Genomic DNA, 19,325 nt, shown 5'->3' with positions numbered 1-19,325 from the left:
GTCACACCCCGTTCTTCAAGGGCTACCGTCCGCAGTTCTACTTCCGCACGACCGACATCACGGGCGCCGTGACCCTGCCGGAAGGCGTGGAAATGGTCATGCCGGGCGACAACATCAAGATGGTGGTGGAGCTGATCCACCCCGTGGCGATGGACGACGGCCTGCGCTTCGCGATCCGCGAAGGCGGTCGTACCGTCGGCGCCGGCGTCGTGGCCAAGATCATCAAGTAAGACCCGTTGGTGCCGCGCGCCGGGCGCGCGGCACTGACATGCGAACAAGGCGTGGCGGCGCGAGCCGCCGTTGCCTTTTTCGGAAGCGACCCAAAAGTGTTTCAAGCAATACACGCCAGTAGCTCAATTGGCAGAGCAGCGGTCTCCAAAACCGCAGGTTGGGGGTTCGAGTCCCTCCTGGCGTGCCACGTTTCAGATGCGGATCGTTCCGCGGCCGGTCTCAGGACCGGTATCCAATCAGGTGACGCGGCCTTGGTCGCGCAATGGACCGAATGAACAGCAAGGTCGAACAACCCGGCTCGTCGGCTTCCGGCGGCGACATCGTCAAATACGTGCTGGCGCTCGCCCTCGTTGCCGCCGGCGTGTTCGCGTTCTACTGGTTCGCCGACTGGGCGACGGTGCTGCGCGCACTGGCCGTGTGCGGTGGCCTGGTGGCCGGCGCGGTCGTGTTCCTGACCACTGCCAAGGGCGCCCAGGTTCGCGAATTCCTCTCGGAATCCCGCTTCGAGCTGCGCAAGGTCGTATGGCCGACCCGCCAGGAAGCCCTGCGCACGACCTGGGTGGTGATGATCGCCGTGCTCATCCTGAGCCTGATCCTGGCCGGGTTCGATGTGCTGATCCAGACCGCGGTCAAGTTCCTTCTGGAACGCTAAGGAGATGTCGGTGTCCGAAGGCAGCAACAACAAGCGCTGGTACGTCGTCCACGCCTATTCCGGCTTCGAGAAGTCGGTGGCGCAGGCGCTGCGTGACCGCATCGTGCGCGCCGAGATGCAGGACCGCTTCGGCGACGTCCTGGTTCCGACCGAAGAAGTCGTGGAAATGCGTTCCGGCCAGAAGCGCCGTTCCGAGCGCAAGTTCTTCCCGGGCTATGTCCTTGTCCAGATCGCGACGCACGACGAAGCCGGCATTCCGCGCATTGACAACGAAAGCTGGCATCTGATCAAGGAAACCCCGAAGGTCATGGGTTTCATCGGCGGCACCGCCGACCGGCCGCTGCCGATCAAGGATTCCGAGGCCGACATGATCCTGCAGCGCGTGCAGGAAGGCGTCGAAAAGCCCAAGCCCAAGGTGCTGTTCGAGCCGGGCGAGATGGTCCGCGTCACCGATGGCCCGTTCATCGACTTCAATGGCGTGGTCGAGGAAATCAACTACGACAAGAGCCGCCTGCGCGTGGCGGTGCTCATTTTCGGCCGCTCGACCCCGGTCGAGCTGGAGTTTGGCCAGGTCGAAAAGGCGAAGTAGCGCAACGCCGGAAGTGGCGGCTCAGGTCGGGCCGCCGCCGCGGCTAGCCAAGCCAGGCGGGCTTAGCCCGGGCAAGGCCCCAAAAAAACTGCTATAGTCGCGGGCTCGCCGCCGAAGGCGCGAGCTCGTTCAGGAACCTCAGCCGCCGCTTTGGCGGCTGTCAGCGTCTGGAAAACCTGCAACACGTGAAGCCGGGACACGCGATTTTCCCGGTCCGATGGGGAGCCTGAACAACAGGCGCTAGCACCCGGAGAGAACAAAATGGCTAAGAAAGTAGTTGGTTACATCAAGCTTCAGGTCAAGGCCGGCCAGGCCAACCCGTCGCCGCCGGTGGGTCCTGCCCTCGGCCAGCGCGGCCTGAACATCATGGAGTTCTGCAAAGCGTTCAACGCGGCGACCTCCAAGCTCGAGCCGGGTCTGCCGACCCCGGTCATCATCACGGCCTATTCCGACCGTACCTTCACCTTCGTCACCAAGTCGACCCCGGCTTCGGTGCTGCTGAAGAAGGCTGCCGGCATCCAGTCCGGCTCCAAGCGCCCGAACACCGAGAAGGTGGGCAAGGTCACCCGCAAGCAGCTGGAAGACATCGCCAAGGCGAAGGAAGCCGACCTGACTGCGGCCGATCTGGACGCGGCGGTGAAGACGATTGCGGGCTCCGCCCGTTCCATGGGTCTGGTGGTGGAGGGCTAAGTCATGGCAATGAACAAGCGACAGAAGGCCATCCTGGCCGCAGTGGTTCCGGGCAAGGCCTACGGCTTCGATGAAGCCATCAAGATCATCAAGACCTCGACCAAGGCCAAGTTCGTCGAGTCCGTCGACGTCGCCGTCCGCCTGGGCGTGGACGCGAAGAAGTCCGACCAGCAGGTCCGCGGTTCGACCGTGCTGCCCGCCGGCACCGGCAAGACCGTGCGCGTGGCCGTGTTCGCCCCGGCCGGTGCCAAGGCTGATGAAGCCCTGGCCGCTGGCGCCGACATCGTCGGCATGGACGACCTGGCCGACAAGATGCAGGCCGGCGACCTCAACTACGACGTGGTCATCGCCACCCCGGACGCCATGCGCGTCGTCGGCAAGCTCGGCCAGGTGCTCGGTCCGCGCGGCCTGATGCCGAACCCGAAGGTCGGCACCGTCTCGCCGAACCCGGCAGAAGCGGTCAAGAACGCCAAGGGCGGCCAGGTCCGTTACCGCACCGACAAGGCCGGCATCATCCATTGCACCATCGGCAAGGCTTCGTTCAACGATGCCGACCTGAAGGGCAACCTCGAAGCGCTGCTGCATGACCTGATCAAGGCCAAGCCGGCGACCTCGAAGGGCCAGTACCTGCAGAAGATCGCGATCAGCTCGACCATGGGCCCCGGCGTGACCGTGGACCAGGCCTCGCTGGCGCTCAAGTAATTCGTTTCAAGGCTGGCGGCGCTTGCGCCGTCAGCAACGTTTTTGAGGGCATCGCCGAAGACATCCGTCTACGGCGATCGCCGTCAAAGACCGCAGGCGCGGTCAGCGCGTGACGACGACGGGCAGGGAGCTCGTTACTGGCAGGGAATCGCCGTCGCCACCAGCGGGATCGCTTAATCCGGCTTCGTGAGGAGCAGGCCTGCGTAGATGGTGAAGCCCCCTCTGGAAATTCCGGAAGGGCCACCACCGGGATGCGCAAGCATCCCCGGCGTCAGGGAAGGCGCCGCCCAGGACCGCAAGCGGCAGGAGCCGTGAGCGGAATTCAATATGGAGGAGTGCAATGGCTCTCAATCTGTCCCAGAAGCAAGAAGTAGTCGCCGAGCTGGCAGACGTCGCCGCCAAGGCCCACTCCTTGGTCGCAGCCGAGTACGCGGGCACCACGGTCAGCCAGATGACCGCGATGCGCAAGAAGGCCCGTGAAACCGGTGTGTTCCTGAAGGTTGTCAAGAACACGCTGGCCGCACGTGCCGTGGCAGGTACCGAATTCGAGGTTGTCCAGGACAAGCTCGTCGGCCCGCTGCTGTACGCGTTCTCGACCGAGGAACCCGGCGCTGCCGGTCGTCTGATCAAGGAATTCGCCAAGGGCAACGACAAGCTGCAGGCCAAGGTCGTCTCCGTGGGTGGCCAGGTGTATCCGGCCAGCCACGTCGAAGTCCTGGCGTCGCTGCCGACCCGCGATCAGGCCCTGGCCATGCTGGCCCGCGTCCTGGCCGAGCCGGCCTCGATGTTCGCCCGCGCCGTCAAGGCCGTGGCCGACAAGCAGGGTGGTGGTGAAACCGCCCCCGCCGAAGCCGCAGCCGAAGCCTGATTCGCCGAAGCGACTCACTAACCGATTCGCAAGATCTCGCGATCCTGAATAAACAATTTCCAGAGGTAAATAAAATGTCCCTTTCCAACGAACAGATCGTCGACGCAGTTGCCTCGAAGACCCTGATGGAAGTGATGGAGCTGGTCAAGGCCATCGAAGAGAAGTTCGGCGTCACCGCCGCTGCCCCGGTCATGATGGCCGCCGGCCCGGCCGCTGCCGCTGCCCCGGTCGAAGAGCAGACCGAGTTCAATGTCATCCTGAAGGCCGCCGGCGAGAAGAAGGTCGAGGTCATCAAGGCCGTCCGCGCCATCACCGGCCTGGGCCTGAAGGAAGCCAAGGATCTCGTCGAAGCGACCGGCATGGTGAAGGAAGCCGTGTCGAAGGACGACGCTGCGAAGATGAAGAAGGACCTCGAGGCCGCTGGCGCGACCGTCGAAGTCAAGTAAGCGGTACTTGCGTCGCCGGTTACTCATGGCGACCACCAAAGGCTGGGGGCGAAAGTCCCCGGCCTTTGGCCGTTGTTGAAGTAACGCAAATAACAGCATCAAAGCCCGAGTCAGGCGTGCTCCAAACCCTGCCCCGGGACGCAACAAAACGCAGTCCGGACTCCGCGTCGCTCTAACCGGACTGCCTGGGATCCACGAGCGAGGCAGAAAACCAACCGAGTTGGTAGTTGGAAGCAGCTGTAGAGGGCGTGCGGGTGCCGGCAATACCCGCGGCTTCCAACTGACAGTTCAAATCTCTTCCCAGGGATTTGTGATTCGAGATTAGAGAGTCGTCAAAAAGACAAAGGTCCTGCTTTTGTCAGTTATCCCAGAGCGGCCCATCCGTGGCTGTGAACGGGACGACAAAAAACGATTCCCGATTCCCGATTCCCGATTCCCGGCTCCAAAACTGAGGCGGTAGCTCCCCATGACGACAGCTTCCAAAACGAACTATTCGTTCACCGAAAAGAAGCGCATCCGCAAGAACTTCGGCAAGCGCCGGTCCATTCTCGAAGTTCCGTTCCTGCTCGCGATCCAGGTCGATTCCTACCGCGAGTTCCTGCAGGAAAAGGTCGACGCCGCCAAGCGCGACGACAAGGGCCTGCATGCGGCGCTGAAGTCGGTGTTCCCGATCGTCAGCTACAGCGGCAATGCCGCGCTGGAATATGTCGGTTACAAGCTCGGCGAGCCCCCGTTCGACGAGCGCGAATGCCGCAACCGCGGCCTCTCCTACGGCGCCCCGCTGCGCGTGACCGTGCGCCTGGTGATCTACGACCGCGAGTCGTCGACCAAGGCCATCAAGTACGTGAAGGAGCAGGAGGTCTACATGGGCGAGATCCCGCTCATGACCGACAACGGCACCTTCATCGTCAACGGCACCGAGCGCGTCATCGTCTCGCAGCTGCACCGTTCGCCGGGCGTGTTCTTCGACCACGACCGCGGCAAGACCCATTCGTCGGGCAAGCTGCTGTACAGCGCCCGCATCATTCCTTACCGCGGCTCCTGGCTGGACTTCGAGTTCGACCCGAAGGACGCGCTGTTCACCCGTATCGATCGCCGCCGCAAGTTGCCGGTGACCGTGCTGCTGCGCGCGCTCGGTTACAACAACGAAGAAATGCTGCGCGAGTTCTTCGAGATCAACACCTTCCACATCGATCCGAAGGAAGGCGTCCAGCTCGAGCTCGTCCCGGAACGCCTGCGTGGCGAAACGCTCGACTTCGACCTCGCCGATGGCGACAAGGTCATCGTCGAAGCCGGCCGCCGCATCACCGCGCGCCACGTCAAGCAGCTCGAAGCCTCGGGCATCGCCGCGCTGGCCGTGCCGGACAGCTACCTCGTCGGCCGCATCCTGTCGCAGGACGTCGTCGATCCCAACACCGGTGAACTGCTGGCGCTGGCAAACGACGAGATCAACGACGACCATCTGGCCAAGTTCCGCAAGGCCGGTGTTGCCGCCGTCGGTACGCTGTGGGTCAACGACCTCGATCGCGGCGCGTACCTGTCGAACACCCTGCGCATCGACGGCAGCAAGACCCAGCTCGAAGCGCTGGTCGAGATCTACCGCATGATGCGTCCGGGCGAACCGCCCACCAAGGACGCCGCCCAGAACCTGTTCCACAACCTGTTCTTCACCTTCGAGCGCTACGACCTGTCGGGCGTGGGGCGGATGAAGTTCAACCGCCGCCTCGGCCGCAAGGAAGTCACTGGCGCGTCGGTGCTGTATGACGCCAAGTACTTTGCCGAACGCAAGGACGAAGAGTCCGCGCGCCTGCGCGAAGCCTGTGGCGGCATGTCCGACATCCTCGACGCGATCCGCGTGCTGACCGAGATCCGCAACGGTCGCGGCACCGTCGACGACATCGACCACCTGGGCAACCGTCGCGTGCGTTCGGTCGGCGAAATGGCCGAGAACGTATTCCGCGTGGGCCTGGTGCGTGTCGAGCGCGCCGTGAAGGAACGTCTGTCGATGGCCGAGTCCGAAGGCCTGACCCCGCAGGAGCTGATCAACGCCAAGCCGGTGGCCGCCGCGATCAAGGAATTCTTCGGCTCCTCGCAGCTGTCGCAGTTCATGGACCAGAACAACCCGCTGTCGGAAGTGACGCACAAGCGTCGCGTCTCGGCGTTGGGCCCGGGCGGCCTGACCCGCGAACGCGCCGGCTTCGAAGTGCGCGACGTGCACCCGACCCATTACGGCCGCGTCTGCACGATCGAGACGCCTGAAGGCCCGAACATCGGCCTGATCAACTCGCTTGCCGTGTTCGCACGCACCAACCGCTACGGCTTCCTCGAGACGCCGTACCGCAAGGTCGTGGAAGGCCGCGTGACCGACGACATCGAGTACCTGTCGGCGATCGAAGAAAACGAGTACGTCATCGCCCAGGCCAACGCGCCGCGCGACGAGAAGGGCCACATCACCGCCCAGTTCGTCGACTGCCGCTTCGCGGGCGAGTCGATGCTCAAGCCGCCGAGCGAGATCCACTTCATGGACGTCTCGCCGATGCAGACCGTGTCGGTCGCGGCCGCGCTGGTGCCGTTCCTCGAGCACGACGACGCCAACCGCGCGCTGATGGGCGCGAACATGCAGCGCCAGGCCGTGCCGACGCTGAAGTCGCAGAAGCCGCTGGTCGGTACCGGCATCGAGCGCGCCGTGGCGCGCGACTCGGGCGTGACCGTGAACGCACTGCGTGGCGGCGTTATCGAGCAGATCGACGCGGCCCGCATCGTGGTCAAGGTCAACGAGAGCGAGATCACCGACGAGCATGATGCCGGCGTCGATATCTACAACCTGATCAAGTACACGCGCTCCAACCAGAACACCTGCATCAACCAGTCTCCGCTGGTGAAGGTGGGCAACGTGGTTGCGCGCGGCGACGTGCTGGCCGACGGTCCCTCGACCGACATCGGCGAGCTCGCGCTCGGCCAGAACATGCTCATCGCGTTCATGCCGTGGAACGGCTACAACTTCGAAGACTCGATCCTGCTCTCCGAGCGCGTGGTCGAAGAGGATCGTTACACCACGATCCACATCGAGGAACTCACCGTCCAGGCGCGCGACACCAAGCTCGGGCCGGAAGAAATCTCCGCCGACATCCCGAACGTCTCCGAGCAGGCCCTGAACCGCCTCGACGAGTCGGGCGTGGTGTACATCGGTGCGGAAGTGCGCGCCGGCGACATCCTCGTCGGCAAGGTCACGCCGAAGGGCGAGAGCCAGCTCACTCCGGAAGAAAAGCTGCTGCGCGCGATCTTCGGCGAGAAGGCGTCCGACGTGAAGGACAGCTCGCTGCGCGTTCCGCCGGGCATGGACGGCGTCGTCATCGACGTCCAGGTCTTCACCCGCGACGGCATCGAGAAGGACAAGCGTGCGCGCCAGATCGAAGAGTCCGAAATCAAGCGCGTCAAGAAGGACTTCGACGACCAGTTCCGCATCCTCGAAGGCGCGATCTACGATCGCCTGCGTTCGCAGCTGATCGGGCGCGTCGCCAACGGCGGCGCCGGCCTGAAGAAGGGCGACACCGTCACCTCGCTGGTGCTGGACAGCCTGTCGAAGAAGGACTGGTTCACCCTGCGCATGAAGGACGACGAGGCCATCGAGGCCATCGAGCGCGCGCAGAAGCAGATTGAAGTGCACGAGAAGGAATTCGAAAAGCGCTTCGCCGACAAGCGCGGCAAGATCACCCAGGGCGACGACCTCGCCCCGGGCGTGCTGAAGATGGTCAAGGTGTTCCTGGCCGTGAAGCGCCGCATCCAGCCGGGCGACAAGATGGCCGGCCGCCACGGCAACAAGGGTGTCGTGTCGACGATCGTGCCGGTCGAAGACATGCCCTACATGGCGAACGGCGAGACCGTCGACATCGTGCTGAACCCGCTGGGCGTGCCTTCGCGTATGAACATCGGCCAGGTGCTTGAAGTCCACCTGGGCTGGGCTGCCAAGGGCCTGGGCCAGAAGATCGACCGCATGCTGCAGGCGCAAGCCAAGGTTGCCGATCTGCGCAAGTTCCTGGACGAGATCTACAACCACGATCGCACCACGCACGAGGAACGCGTCGACCTGAAGCAGTTCTCCGATGAGGAGCTGCTGACGCTGGCGAAGAACCTGACCGACGGCGTGCCGATGGCGACCCCGGTGTTCGACGGCGCGGCCGAATTCGAGATCAAGAAGATGCTCGAACTCGCCGAGCTGCCGCTCAGCGGCCAGACCATCCTCCACGATGGTCGTACCGGTGAGGCATTCGAACGTCCGGTCACGGTCGGCTACATGCACATGCTGAAGCTGAACCACCTGGTCGACGACAAGATGCACGCCCGTTCGACTGGTCCGTACTCGCTCGTCACCCAGCAGCCGCTGGGCGGCAAGGCGCAGTTCGGCGGCCAGCGTTTCGGCGAAATGGAAGTCTGGGCGCTGGAAGCCTACGGCGCGGCCTACACCCTGCAGGAAATGCTGACGGTGAAGTCCGACGACGTGCAGGGCCGCAACCAGATGTACAAGAACATCGTCGACGGCGAGTACGAGATGGTGGCCGGCATGCCGGAATCCTTCAACGTGCTGGTGAAGGAAATCCGCTCGCTCGCGATCAACATGGAGCTGGAAGAGACCTGAACCCTGGACGGGAAGCGCCGCGACCCGCGCGCTTCCCGATCCACTGATGCAGCGATCCACAGCCCTCGACGAATTCCTCCGATTGGAGAAAAGAAATGAAAGACCTGCTCAATCTGTTCAACCAGCAGCGCCCCGCGATCGACTTCGATGCGATCAAGATCGCGCTGGCTTCGCCGGACCTGATCCGCTCGTGGTCCTACGGCGAAGTGAAGAAGCCGGAAACCATCAACTACCGCACGTTCAAGCCGGAACGTGACGGCCTGTTCTGCGCCGCGATCTTCGGTCCGATCAAGGACTACGAATGCCTGTGCGGCAAGTACAAGCGCATGAAGCACCGTGGCGTGGTCTGCGAAAAGTGCGGCACCGAAGTCACCCTGGCAAAGGTGCGCCGTGAGCGCATGGGCCACATCGACCTGGCTTCGCCGGTCGCGCACATCTGGTTCCTCAAGTCGCTGCCGTCGCGCATCGGCCTGATGCTGGACATGACCCTGCGCGACATCGAGCGCATCCTGTACTTCGAAGCCTACGTCGTGACCGAGCCGGGCCTGACCCCGATGGAACGCGGCATGCTGCTGAATGAAGAGCAGTACATGCAGGCGCGCCAGGAGCACGGCGACGACTTCGAGGCCGCAATGGGCGCCGAGGCGGTCTACGACCTGCTGCGCACGATCGACCTGCAGTCGGAAATGATCCAGCTGAAGGAAGACATCGCTTCCACCGGCTCGGAAACCAAGCTCAAGCGCCTCACCAAGCGCATCAAGCTGGTCGAAGCCTTCCTCGAATCCGGCAACCGTCCGGAGTGGATGGTCATGACCGTGCTGCCGGTGCTGCCGCCGGACCTGCGTCCGCTGGTGCCGCTGGACGGCGGCCGCTTCGCGACCTCCGACCTGAACGACCTGTACCGCCGCGTCATCAACCGCAACAATCGCCTGCGCCGCCTGCTCGAGCTCAATGCGCCTGACATCATCGTGCGCAACGAGAAGCGCATGCTGCAGGAATCGGTCGACGCACTGATGGACAACGGCCGTCGCGGCCGCGCCATCACCGGCACCAACAAGCGCCCGCTCAAGTCGCTCGCCGACATGATCAAGGGCAAGCAGGGCCGCTTCCGCCAGAACCTGCTCGGCAAGCGCGTCGACTACTCGGGCCGTTCGGTCATCGTGGTCGGCCCGACCCTGCGCCTGCACGAGTGCGGCCTGCCGAAGAAGATGGCGCTGGAACTGTTCAAGCCCTTCATCTTCGCCAAGCTGCAGCGTCGTGGCCTCGCCACCACCATCAAGGCGGCGAAGAAGCTGGTCGAGCGTGAAGAGGCCGAGGTGTGGGACATCCTCGAAGAGGTGATCCGCGAGCATCCGGTCCTGCTCAACCGCGCCCCGACCCTGCACCGCCTCGGCATCCAGGCGTTCGAGCCTGTGCTGATCGAAGGCAAGGCGATCCAGCTGCATCCGCTCGTGTGTACGGCCTTCAACGCCGACTTCGACGGTGACCAGATGGCCGTGCACGTGCCGCTCTCGCTGGAAGCCCAGCTGGAAGCGCGCGCGCTGATGATGGCGTCGAACAACATCCTGTCGCCGGCGAACGGCGAGCCGATCATCGTGCCGTCGCAGGACGTCGTGCTCGGCCTGTACTACATGACCCGCGCCCTGGAGAACAAGGCGGGCGAGGGCATGGCGTTCGCGAACGTCGCCGAAGTCAAGCGCGCCTACGACAACCGCGTCGTGCAGCTGCACGCCAAGTGCAAGGTCCGCATCACCGAAACCGTGGTCGCCGAGGACGGTTCCCGTTCCAAGAAGACCTCGATCGTCGACACCACCGTCGGTCGCGCCCTCCTGCGCGAGATCCTGCCGGACGGCCTGCCGTTCGCGCTGGCCAACGTCGAGCTGACCAAGAAGAACATCAGCCGCCTGATCAACTCGTGCTACCGCATGCTGGGCCTGAAGGACACGGTCGTGTTCGCCGACCAGCTGATGTACACCGGCTTCGCCTACGCGACCCGCGCGGGCGTGTCGATCGGCATCGACGACATGAAGATCCCGCCGGAAAAGGTAGGCATCCTCGACGAAGCCGAGAAGGAAGTCCTCGACATCCAGCAGCAGTACCAGTCGGGCCTGGTCACCGCCGGCGAGCGTTACAACAAGGTCGTCGACATCTGGTCGCGCACCAATGAACGCGTCGCCAAGGCGATGATGGACACGATCGGTACCGACTCGGTGACCAACGCCAAGGGCGAAACGGTCCCGCAGAAGTCGATGAACTCGATCTACATCATGGCCGACTCGGGTGCGCGTGGTTCGCAGGCGCAGATCCGCCAGCTCGCCGGTATGCGCGGCCTGATGGCCAAGCCGGACGGCTCGATCATCGAGACGCCGATCACCGCGAACTTCCGCGAAGGCCTGAACGTCCTCCAGTACTTCATCTCGACCCACGGCGCCCGTAAGGGCCTCGCGGATACCGCGCTCAAGACCGCCAACTCCGGTTACCTGACCCGTCGCCTCGTCGACGTGGCCCAGGACGTGGTGATCACCGAAACCGATTGCGGCACGCTCGAGGGTCTGACCATGACCCCGATCGTCGAAGGCGGCGACGTGGTCGAGCCGCTGCGTGACCGCGTGCTGGGCCGCGTCGTGGCCGAGGACGTGTTCCTGCCGGGCAACGACGAGGATCCGATCGTCACCCGCAACACCCTGCTCGACGAAGCCTGGGTGCAGAAGCTCGAAGACGCCGGCGTGCAGTCGATCAAGGTGCGTTCGACGATCACCTGCCGGTCCTCGTTCGGCGTGTGCTCGCACTGCTACGGTCGTGACCTTGGCCGCGGCCACCTGGTCAACCACGGCGAAGCGGTCGGCGTCGTCGCCGCGCAGTCGATCGGCGAGCCGGGCACCCAGCTGACCATGCGTACCTTCCACATCGGTGGTGCGGCGTCGCGTGCGGCTGCCATCGACAACGTGACGGTCAAGACCACCGGTACGCTGAAGTACAACAACCTCAAGTTCGTCGAACACAGCCAGGGCCACCGCGTGGCCGTGTCGCGTTCGGGTGAACTGTCCGTGCTCGACGGCCATGGCCGCGAGCGCGAGCGTTACAAGCTGCCGTACGGCGCGACCATCGCGATCAAGGACGGCGCCGAGATCAAGGCCGGCCAGCAGATCGCCAACTGGGATCCGCATAACCACCCGATCGTCTCGGAAGTCGCCGGCTTCATCCGCTTCATCGACTTCATCGATGGCGTCACCGTCATCGAGAAGACCGACGAACTGACCGGCCTGGCCTCGCGCGAGATCACCGATCCGAAGCGTCGCGGTTCGCAGGGCAAGGACCTGCGCCCGATCGTCCGCATCGTCGACAAGAACGGCAAGGACCTGTCGATCCCGGGCACCGACCTGCCGGCGCAGTACATGCTGCCGCCGCGCTCGATCGTCAACCTGCAGGACGGCGCTCCGGTCGGCGTGGGTGACGTGGTTGCGAAGATTCCGCAGGAAGCGTCGAAGACCCGCGACATCACCGGCGGTCTGCCGCGCGTGGCCGACCTGTTCGAGGCGCGCAAGCCGAAGGACCCGGCGATCCTCGCCGAGATCTCCGGCATCGTCTCATTCGGCAAGGACACCAAGGGCAAGCAGCGCCTGATCATCAAGCCGATCGACGGCGACGAGCACGAAGAGCTGATCCCGAAGTACCGCCAGATCATCGTGTTCGAAGGCGAACACGTGGAGAAGGGCGAGACCGTTGTGGACGGCGAGCCGAGCCCGCAGGACATCCTGCGCCTGCTCGGCGTGGAGCCGCTGGCCGTGTACCTGACCAAGGAAATCCAGGACGTCTACCGCCTGCAGGGCGTGAAGATCAACGACAAGCACATCGAGGTGATCGTCCGCCAGATGCTGCGCAAGGCCGAGATCACCGACGCTGGCGACAGCAAGTTCCTCAACGGTGAACAGGTCGAGCGCCAGCGCCTGGTCGAAGAGAACGCCCGCCTGCAGTCCAAGGGCGAGATCCTGGCCAAGGCCGACCCGGTCCTGCTGGGCATCACCAAGGCCTCGCTGGCCACCGAGTCGTTCATCTCGGCGGCGTCGTTCCAGGAGACCACCCGCGTGCTGACCGAGGCTGCCGTCCGCGGCACCCGCGACGGCCTGCGCGGCCTCAAGGAAAACGTGATCGTCGGCCGCCTGATCCCGGCGGGTACCGGTCTGGCCTATCACACCCAGCGCCGCCGCAATGCCGCTGGCCTGACGGCTTCCGAGCTGGAAACCCTGACGGGTGGCAGCACTGAAGCCCCGGCTGAAACGGCCGAAGTGACGGGCGACGAGGCCGAAGCTTCGTAATTTCGCGTCAAAGCTGCACAAGGCGGGCGATTCGATGTAGAATCGCCCGCTTTCCGACGGTCCGCTCCATGAGTGGGATCCGTCCAGATCACCAAATGAGGCGCACGGAGCGCCTCGTGTTGGGCCCAGGGCAGGGCGGGATCGCTGAGTTTCCCGGGCGCGCAGATGCGTCGCGCTTGGGGCCAATAGTTCGCGTTGACGACAAGGTCAAACGCGAGCTATGCTTTTTCGTCTCGGCGGGCCGGATTGCATCCGGCTTGCCGTTCGTTTTCCCGGGATTCACCCGCAGGCCTCGGCCTTCAACAAAGAGTCACAGATGGCGACGATCAATCAGCTGGTGCGCAAGCCGCGCAACCCTGAAACCTACAAGAGCGCCTCGCCGGCGCTGGCGAACTGCCCGCAACGTCGTGGCGTTTGCACCCGCGTGTACACCACCACCCCGAAGAAGCCGAACTCGGCGCTCCGCAAGGTGGCCAAGGTGCGCCTCACCAACGGTTACGAAGTCATTTCGTACATCGGCGGCGAAGGCCACAACCTGCAGGAACACTCCGTGGTGCTGATCCGCGGCGGCCGCGTCAAGGACCTGCCGGGTGTGCGTTACCACACCGTGCGCGGTTCGCTCGACGCCGCTGGTGTGACCAAGCGTCGCCAGAGCCGTTCGAAGTACGGCGCCAAGCGTCCCAAGTCCTGATTTCCAGGCATACGATCCGCGCCGCTGCATCCGCACCGGCTTTGTCAAAGATTTAGCAAAAGGTACGCACCATGTCGCGTAAAGGTTCCACCCCGCAGCGTTCGGTCCTGCCCGATCCCAAGCACGGCAGCGAGACGATCGCGCGCTTCATCAACATGGTCATGCAGAGCGGCAAGAAGTCGATCGCTGAAAAGATCGTCTATGGCGCCATGGACGTGATCGGCGAAAAGAATCCCAATGCCGTCGAGCTGATCGAAAAGGCCCTTGGTAACGTGTCCCCGGCGGTCGAAGTGAAGTCCCGCCGTGTCGGTGGCGCGACCTACCAGGTCCCGGTTGAAGTGCGTTCCTCGCGCCGCCTGGCGCTGGCAATGCGCTGGCTGATCGAATCGGCCCGCAAGCGTGGCGAAAACAGCATGCCGCGCAAGCTGGCCGCTGAGCTGATGGACGCTTCCGAGAACCGTGGTGGCGCGATCAAGAAGCGCGAAGAAACCCACCGCATGGCGGAAGCGAACAAGGCGTTCGCCCACTACCGCTGGTAATCCAGGCGCCGCGTTCGTCGCGGCCCACCTGAACCAGCCTTGCTGCCGTGGTGACGTCATGTCGCCCGGCAGACCGGACGCCGCCCCCGAGGCGGCATCTGGCCATCTGCAGATCGCAGTTCAAAGATCGCAAACTTAAGAGAGTGACCCGTGGCCCGCACCACTCCCATCGAGCGTTACCGCAACTTCGGCATCATGGCCCACATCGATGCCGGCAAGACCACCACGTCTGAGCGCATCCTTTTCTACACCGGCGTCAGCCACAAGATCGGCGAAGTGCACGAAGGTGCCGCCGTCATGGATTGGATGGAGCAGGAGCAGGAGCGCGGCATCACCATCACGTCGGCTGCGACGACCGCGTTCTGGACCGGCATGGACAAGTCCCTGCCGCAGCATCGCTTCAACATCATCGACACCCCCGGCCACGTTGACTTCACCATCGAAGTCGAGCGTTCGCTGCGCGTGCTCGACGGCGCGGTGTTCGTGCTGTGCGCCGTCGGTGGCGTGCAGCCGCAGTCCGAGACCGTGTGGCGCCAGGCCAACAAGTACTCGGTGCCGCGCATGGCGTTCGTCAACAAGATGGACCGCACCGGCGCCAACTTCGACAAGGTCGTCGAGCAGCTGAAGTCGCGCCTGGGCGCGTATGCCGTGCCGATGCAGGTGCCGATCGGCGCCGAAGACGGCTTCGAAGGCGTGGTCGACCTGCTCAAGATGAAGGCGATCCATTGGGACGTCGCATCGCAGGGCACCAAGTTCGAATACGGCGACATCCCGGCTGACCTGCAGTCCAAGGCCGAGGAAGCGCGCGCTTTCATGATCGAAGCCGCCGCCGAAGCGACCGAAGAGCTGATGGACAAGTACCTCAACGAAGGCGAACTGAGCGAGGCCGAAATCATCGCCGGCCTGCGCGCGCGCACGCTGAAGGTCGAGATCGTGCCGGTGTTCTGCGGCTCGGCGTTCAAGAACAAGGGCGTGCAGGCCATGCTCGACGGCGTGATCAACCTGCTGCCGTCTCCTGCCGATCGTCCGCCGGTTCTGGGCATCGACGATAACGACAAGGAAGACACCCGCACCGCCGACGACAAGGCGCCGTTCTCGGCGCTGGCGTTCAAGATCATGACCGACCCGTTCGTGGGTTCGCTGACGTTCTTCCGCGTCTACTCGGGCACGCTCAACTCCGGCGACCAGGTCTACAACCCGGTCAAGTCGAAGAAGGAGCGCGTGGGCCGCATCCTGCAGATGCACGCCAACGAGCGCGCTGAAATCAAGGAAGTCCGCGCCGGCGACATCGCCGCGGCCGTGGGCCTGAAGGACGTGACGACCGGCGACACGCTGTGCGCGCAGGACCACATCATCACCCTTGAGCGCATGATCTTCCCGGAGCCCGTCATCTCGATGGCGGTCGAGCCGAAGACCAAGTCCGACCAGGAAAAGATGGGCATGGCGCTGGGTCGCCTGGCGCAGGAAGATCCTTCGTTCCGCGTGCGTACCGACGAGGAATCCGGCCAGACCATCATCGCCGGCATGGGCGAGCTGCACTTGGACATCATCGTCGACCGCATGCGTCGCGAGTTCAACGTGGAAGCCAACGTCGGCAAGCCGCAGGTGGCCTACCGCGAGACGATCCGCAAGTCGGACGTCAAGTCGGACTACAAGCACGCCAAGCAGTCGGGCGGTAAGGGTCAGTACGGCCACGTCGTGATCGAGCTGTCGCCGATGAACGACGCCGACAAGGCGAATCCGGATGTCGAGAACGATTTCCTGTTCATCAACGACATCACCGGCGGCGTCATTCCGAAGGAATTCATTCCGGCGGTCGAGAAGGGCCTGCGCGAAACCATCACCAGCGGTCCGCTCGCGGGCTTCCCGGTCGTGGGCGTCAAGACCAAGCTCGTGTTCGGTTCGTACCACGACGTCGACTCGTCGGAAATGGCGTTCAAGCTCGCCGCGTCGATGGCGTTCAAGGAAGGCTTCCGCAAGGCCGATCCGGTCCTGCTCGAGCCGATGATGAAGGTCGAAGTCGTGACGCCGGAAGAGTACGTCGGTGACGTCATGGGCGACCTGAGCCGCCGTCGCGGCCTGCTCCAAGGCCAGGACGACACGCCGTCGGGCAAGACGATCAACGCGATGGTGCCGCTGGGCGAAATGTTCGGCTACGCGACCACCATCCGTTCGCTGACGCAGGGCCGTGCGACGTTCACGATGGAGTTCGATCACTACGCTGAAGCGCCGAACAACATCGCCGAAGCGGTGATGAAGAAGGCCTGATCGGTTTCCGATCGAATTTCGAAGCAAGCTTTCCAGTTCAATCAATACGTAATTTAAAGAGAGACATACCATGGCTAAGGGTAAGTTCGAGCGCACCAAGCCCCACGTAAACGTCGGCACGATCGGCCACGTGGACCACGGCAAGACCACGCTGACGGCAGCGCTGACCAAGGTGGGCGCGGAGCGTTTCGGCGGCGAGTTCAAGGCCTATGACGCGATCGACGCGGCGCCGGAAGAGAAGGCGCGCGGCATCACGATCTCGACCGCGCACGTGGAATACGAATCGGCCAACCGCCACTACGCGCACGTTGACTGCCCGGGCCACGCCGACTACGTGAAGAACATGATCACGGGTGCAGCGCAGATGGATGGCGCGATCCTGGTGTGCTCGGCCGCGGACGGCCCGATGCCGCAGACGCGCGAGCACATCCTGCTGTCGCGCCAGGTCGGCGTGCCGTACATCGTCGTGTTCCTGAACAAGGCCGACATGGTCGACGACGCCGAGCTGCTCGAGCTGGTCGAGATGGAAGTGCGCGAGCTGCTGAGCAAGTACGACTTCCCGGGCGACGACACCCCGATCATCAAGGGTTCGGCCCGCCTGGCGCTGGAAGGCGACCAGTCGGAAATCGGCGTGCCGGCGATCCTGAAGCTGGTGGACGCGCTGGACACGTTCATCCCGCAGCCGGAGCGCGCGATCGACAAGCCGTTCCTGATGCCGGTGGAAGACGTGTTCTCGATCTCGGGCCGCGGCACCGTGGTGACCGGTCGTATCGAGCGCGGCATCATCAAGGTCGGTGACGAAATCGAAATCGTCGGTATCCGTCCGACCCAGAAGACCACCGTGACCGGCGTGGAAATGTTCCGCAAGCTGCTGGACCAGGGCCAGGCGGGCGACAACGCCGGCCTGCTGCTGCGCGGCACCAAGCGTGACGACGTCGAGCGCGGCCAGGTGCTGTGCAAGCCGGGTTCGATCACCCCGCACACCACGTTCGAAGCCGAAGTCTACGTGCTGAGCAAGGACGAAGGCGGCCGTCACACCCCGTTCTTCAAGGGCTACCGTCCGCAGTTCTACTTCCGCACGACCGACATCACGGGCGCCGTGACCCTGCCGGAAGGCGTGGAAATGGTCATGCCGGGCGACAACATCAAGATGGTGGTGGAGCTGATCCACCCCGTGGCGATGGACGACGGCCTGCGCTTCGCGATCCGCGAAGGCGGTCGTACCGTCGGCGCCGGCGTCGTGGCCAAGATCATCAAGTAAGGCTGATGTCTGGTTGTCCCGGCCACAAAACGGTCCGGGATGGCAACCCATCGTTGACCAGCTCCGGCCGGTCAACGCCGGGAGGCAGAAAAAGGACTGGGCAGGCTTGCAAAGACCTGCCCAGACCCTCTAGAATGCAAGACCCTCGCGGCCTTTCTCTCGGGAAAGGGTGCGAACCAGCGAAATGAGGTGCAGGAAGCGCTTCGTTTTCGCCAGACAGGGAAATGTCGCGCGGCAGTGCTCCGTCCGTCCCGAAAGATAGTTCGGGACATCGATGACGGGGCCGTTTGCGCGTTCATGACTTCCAGTCTGGGCGGGCCGGGAAACCGGTCTGCCTTTGTTTTTGAAGGTTGTCCGGGGTTTGGTGCGGTCCCGGGGAAGTTGAAGCACCAAGTCCAGGGGTCCGATACACCCAGTTATCGGACCTGTCGCTCTTTAAACGAAGGAGTTTCCGCCATGGCGGACCAAAAGATCCGGATTCGGCTCAAAGCGTACGATCATCGCCTGATCGACCGCTCGGCCAGCGAGATCGTCGAGACGGCCAAGCGGACCGGCGCGCAAGTGCGCGGCCCGATCCCGCTGCCGACCAAGATCGAGCGCTACACCATTCTCGTCTCCCCGCACGTCGACAAGGACGCGCGTGACCAGTACGAGACCCGCACGCACAAGCGCGTGCTCGACATCGTCGACCCCAACGACAAGACCGTGGACGCGCTGATGAAGCTCGAACTCGCGGCTGGCGTCGACGTGCAGATCAAGCTGACCTGAGGCCCGCCACCATGACCGCGAAGAAGTATTCGTTGGGCATCGTCGGCCGTAAGGCCGGCATGAGCCGATTTTTCACCACCGACGGCAAGTCGGTCCCGGTGACCCTGATCGAAGCCACGCCGAACCGCATCACCCAGATCAAGACGGTCGAAACCGACGGCTACAGCGCCGTGCAGGTGACCGCTGGCGTGAAGCGCGCTTCGCTGCTGAGCAAGCCGGAAACCGGTCACCTGGCCAAGGCCAAGGTTGATGCTGGTCGTGGCCTGTGGGAGCTGCGCGTTGAAGCCGACCAGATCGGTGGCTTTGAAATTGGCGGCGAGATCAAGGCCGACATTTTCGAAGCCGGCCAGATCGTCGACGTCCAGGGCGTAACGAAGGGCAAGGGCTTCCAGGGCACGATCAAGCGCTGGAACTTCACCATGGGTGACGCCACCCACGGTAACTCGCTCTCGCACCGCTCGCCGGGCTCCATCGGCCAGCGCCAGACGCCGGGCCGCGTGTTCCCGGGCAAGAAGATGTCCGGTCACATGGGCGACGTACAGCAGACGACGCAGGGCCTGGAAGTAGTCAAGGTCGACGCCGAGCGCGGTCTGATCGCGATCAAGGGCGCGGTTCCGGGTGCTCCGGGCGGCGACGTGATCGTGCGTCCGTCGAGCAAGGGAGTTTGA

Annotated in this window: 15 protein-coding genes and 1 tRNA gene; all 16 read left to right on the top strand. The window is 63.9% G+C overall.

The window, feature by feature from the left end; translation table 11 throughout:
- Positions 1 to 230: EF-Tu C-terminal domain-related protein (locus ACXJJ9_RS16475; RefSeq protein WP_457098172.1), on the top strand; the 230-nt coding region annotated here is incomplete at its 5' end.
- A 112-nt stretch (positions 231 to 342) separates the two neighbouring features.
- A tRNA-Trp gene (locus tag ACXJJ9_RS16470) sits at positions 343 to 418 on the top strand.
- Positions 419 to 502: 84 nt separating this feature from the next.
- Entirely contained in the window at positions 503 to 883 is a 381-nt protein-coding gene (gene secE, locus ACXJJ9_RS16465; protein WP_310056316.1) for a preprotein translocase subunit SecE, read from the top strand.
- 10 nt (positions 884 to 893) lie between these two features.
- Positions 894 to 1,472, top strand: a complete 579-nt coding sequence (gene nusG / locus ACXJJ9_RS16460; protein ID WP_310056319.1) for a transcription termination/antitermination protein NusG — start codon at positions 894 to 896, stop codon at positions 1,470 to 1,472.
- Between the two features lie 261 nt (positions 1,473 to 1,733).
- Positions 1,734 to 2,162: a 50S ribosomal protein L11 gene (gene rplK, locus ACXJJ9_RS16455; protein WP_310056322.1), complete on the top strand. Its 429-nt coding sequence runs from the start codon at positions 1,734 to 1,736 to the stop codon at positions 2,160 to 2,162.
- Positions 2,163 to 2,165: 3 nt separating this feature from the next.
- Positions 2,166 to 2,864, top strand: coding sequence for a 50S ribosomal protein L1 (gene rplA / locus ACXJJ9_RS16450; RefSeq protein ID WP_310056324.1), 699 nt, complete (start codon positions 2,166 to 2,168; stop codon positions 2,862 to 2,864).
- Positions 2,865 to 3,204: 340 nt separating this feature from the next.
- Positions 3,205 to 3,732 carry a 50S ribosomal protein L10 gene (gene rplJ, locus ACXJJ9_RS16445; protein WP_310056327.1) on the top strand — a complete coding sequence of 176 codons (528 nt, stop codon included), beginning with the start codon at positions 3,205 to 3,207 and terminating at the stop codon, positions 3,730 to 3,732.
- Between the two features lie 74 nt (positions 3,733 to 3,806).
- Positions 3,807 to 4,178, top strand: a complete 372-nt coding sequence (rplL, locus tag ACXJJ9_RS16440; protein ID WP_310056329.1) for a 50S ribosomal protein L7/L12 — start codon at positions 3,807 to 3,809, stop codon at positions 4,176 to 4,178.
- A 466-nt stretch (positions 4,179 to 4,644) separates the two neighbouring features.
- Positions 4,645 to 8,814 carry a DNA-directed RNA polymerase subunit beta gene (gene rpoB / locus ACXJJ9_RS16435; RefSeq protein ID WP_457098171.1) on the top strand — a complete coding sequence of 1,390 codons (4,170 nt, stop codon included), beginning with the start codon at positions 4,645 to 4,647 and terminating at the stop codon, positions 8,812 to 8,814.
- Between the two features lie 95 nt (positions 8,815 to 8,909).
- Positions 8,910 to 13,130, top strand: coding sequence for a DNA-directed RNA polymerase subunit beta' (gene rpoC / locus ACXJJ9_RS16430; RefSeq protein WP_310056333.1), 4,221 nt, complete (start codon positions 8,910 to 8,912; stop codon positions 13,128 to 13,130).
- A gap of 316 nt (positions 13,131 to 13,446) precedes the next feature.
- Entirely contained in the window at positions 13,447 to 13,821 is a 375-nt protein-coding gene (rpsL, locus tag ACXJJ9_RS16425) for a 30S ribosomal protein S12 (protein WP_386750850.1), read from the top strand.
- 71 nt (positions 13,822 to 13,892) lie between these two features.
- A complete protein-coding gene (rpsG, locus tag ACXJJ9_RS16420) occupies positions 13,893 to 14,360 on the top strand; it encodes a 30S ribosomal protein S7 (protein ID WP_310056336.1) in 468 nt (155 codons plus the stop codon).
- 150 nt (positions 14,361 to 14,510) lie between these two features.
- The gene (gene fusA / locus ACXJJ9_RS16415) at positions 14,511 to 16,628 is read left to right on the top strand and encodes an elongation factor G (protein ID WP_457098170.1); all 2,118 of its coding nucleotides are present in this window, start codon (positions 14,511 to 14,513) and stop codon (positions 16,626 to 16,628) included.
- 70 nt (positions 16,629 to 16,698) lie between these two features.
- Complete coding sequence (tuf, locus tag ACXJJ9_RS16410) at positions 16,699 to 17,889, top strand: elongation factor Tu (RefSeq protein ID WP_457098169.1); 1,191 nt, start codon at positions 16,699 to 16,701, stop codon at positions 17,887 to 17,889.
- 456 nt (positions 17,890 to 18,345) lie between these two features.
- Positions 18,346 to 18,657, top strand: a complete 312-nt coding sequence (gene rpsJ / locus ACXJJ9_RS16405) for a 30S ribosomal protein S10 (protein ID WP_027070119.1) — start codon at positions 18,346 to 18,348, stop codon at positions 18,655 to 18,657.
- An 11-nt stretch (positions 18,658 to 18,668) separates the two neighbouring features.
- The gene (gene rplC / locus ACXJJ9_RS16400; protein WP_310053777.1) at positions 18,669 to 19,325 is read left to right on the top strand and encodes a 50S ribosomal protein L3; all 657 of its coding nucleotides are present in this window, start codon (positions 18,669 to 18,671) and stop codon (positions 19,323 to 19,325) included.

This window comes from Lysobacter sp. P5_B9, assembly GCF_054049835.1.
Note: the sequence above shows the minus strand (reverse complement) of the source record. Positions and strands in the feature narration are given on the sequence as shown.

Bases quoted from the DNA above. Each gene is read 5' to 3' on its own strand.
- rplL (WP_310056329.1), top strand. From the start codon at position 3,807: ATGTCCCTTTCCAACGAACAGATCGTCGACGCAGTTGCCTCGAAGACC.
- rplA (WP_310056324.1), top strand. From the start codon at position 2,166: ATGGCAATGAACAAGCGACAGAAGGCCATCCTGGCCGCAGTGGTTCCG.
- rplC (WP_310053777.1), top strand. From the start codon at position 18,669: ATGACCGCGAAGAAGTATTCGTTGGGCATCGTCGGCCGTAAGGCCGGC.
- tuf (WP_457098169.1), top strand. From the start codon at position 16,699: ATGGCTAAGGGTAAGTTCGAGCGCACCAAGCCCCACGTAAACGTCGGC.
- rpoC (WP_310056333.1), top strand. From the start codon at position 8,910: ATGAAAGACCTGCTCAATCTGTTCAACCAGCAGCGCCCCGCGATCGAC.
- rpoB (WP_457098171.1), top strand. From the start codon at position 4,645: ATGACGACAGCTTCCAAAACGAACTATTCGTTCACCGAAAAGAAGCGC.
- secE (WP_310056316.1), top strand. From the start codon at position 503: ATGAACAGCAAGGTCGAACAACCCGGCTCGTCGGCTTCCGGCGGCGAC.
- rpsL (WP_386750850.1), top strand. From the start codon at position 13,447: ATGGCGACGATCAATCAGCTGGTGCGCAAGCCGCGCAACCCTGAAACC.
- rplK (WP_310056322.1), top strand. From the start codon at position 1,734: ATGGCTAAGAAAGTAGTTGGTTACATCAAGCTTCAGGTCAAGGCCGGC.
- rplJ (WP_310056327.1), top strand. From the start codon at position 3,205: ATGGCTCTCAATCTGTCCCAGAAGCAAGAAGTAGTCGCCGAGCTGGCA.
- rpsG (WP_310056336.1), top strand. From the start codon at position 13,893: ATGTCGCGTAAAGGTTCCACCCCGCAGCGTTCGGTCCTGCCCGATCCC.
- rpsJ (WP_027070119.1), top strand. From the start codon at position 18,346: ATGGCGGACCAAAAGATCCGGATTCGGCTCAAAGCGTACGATCATCGC.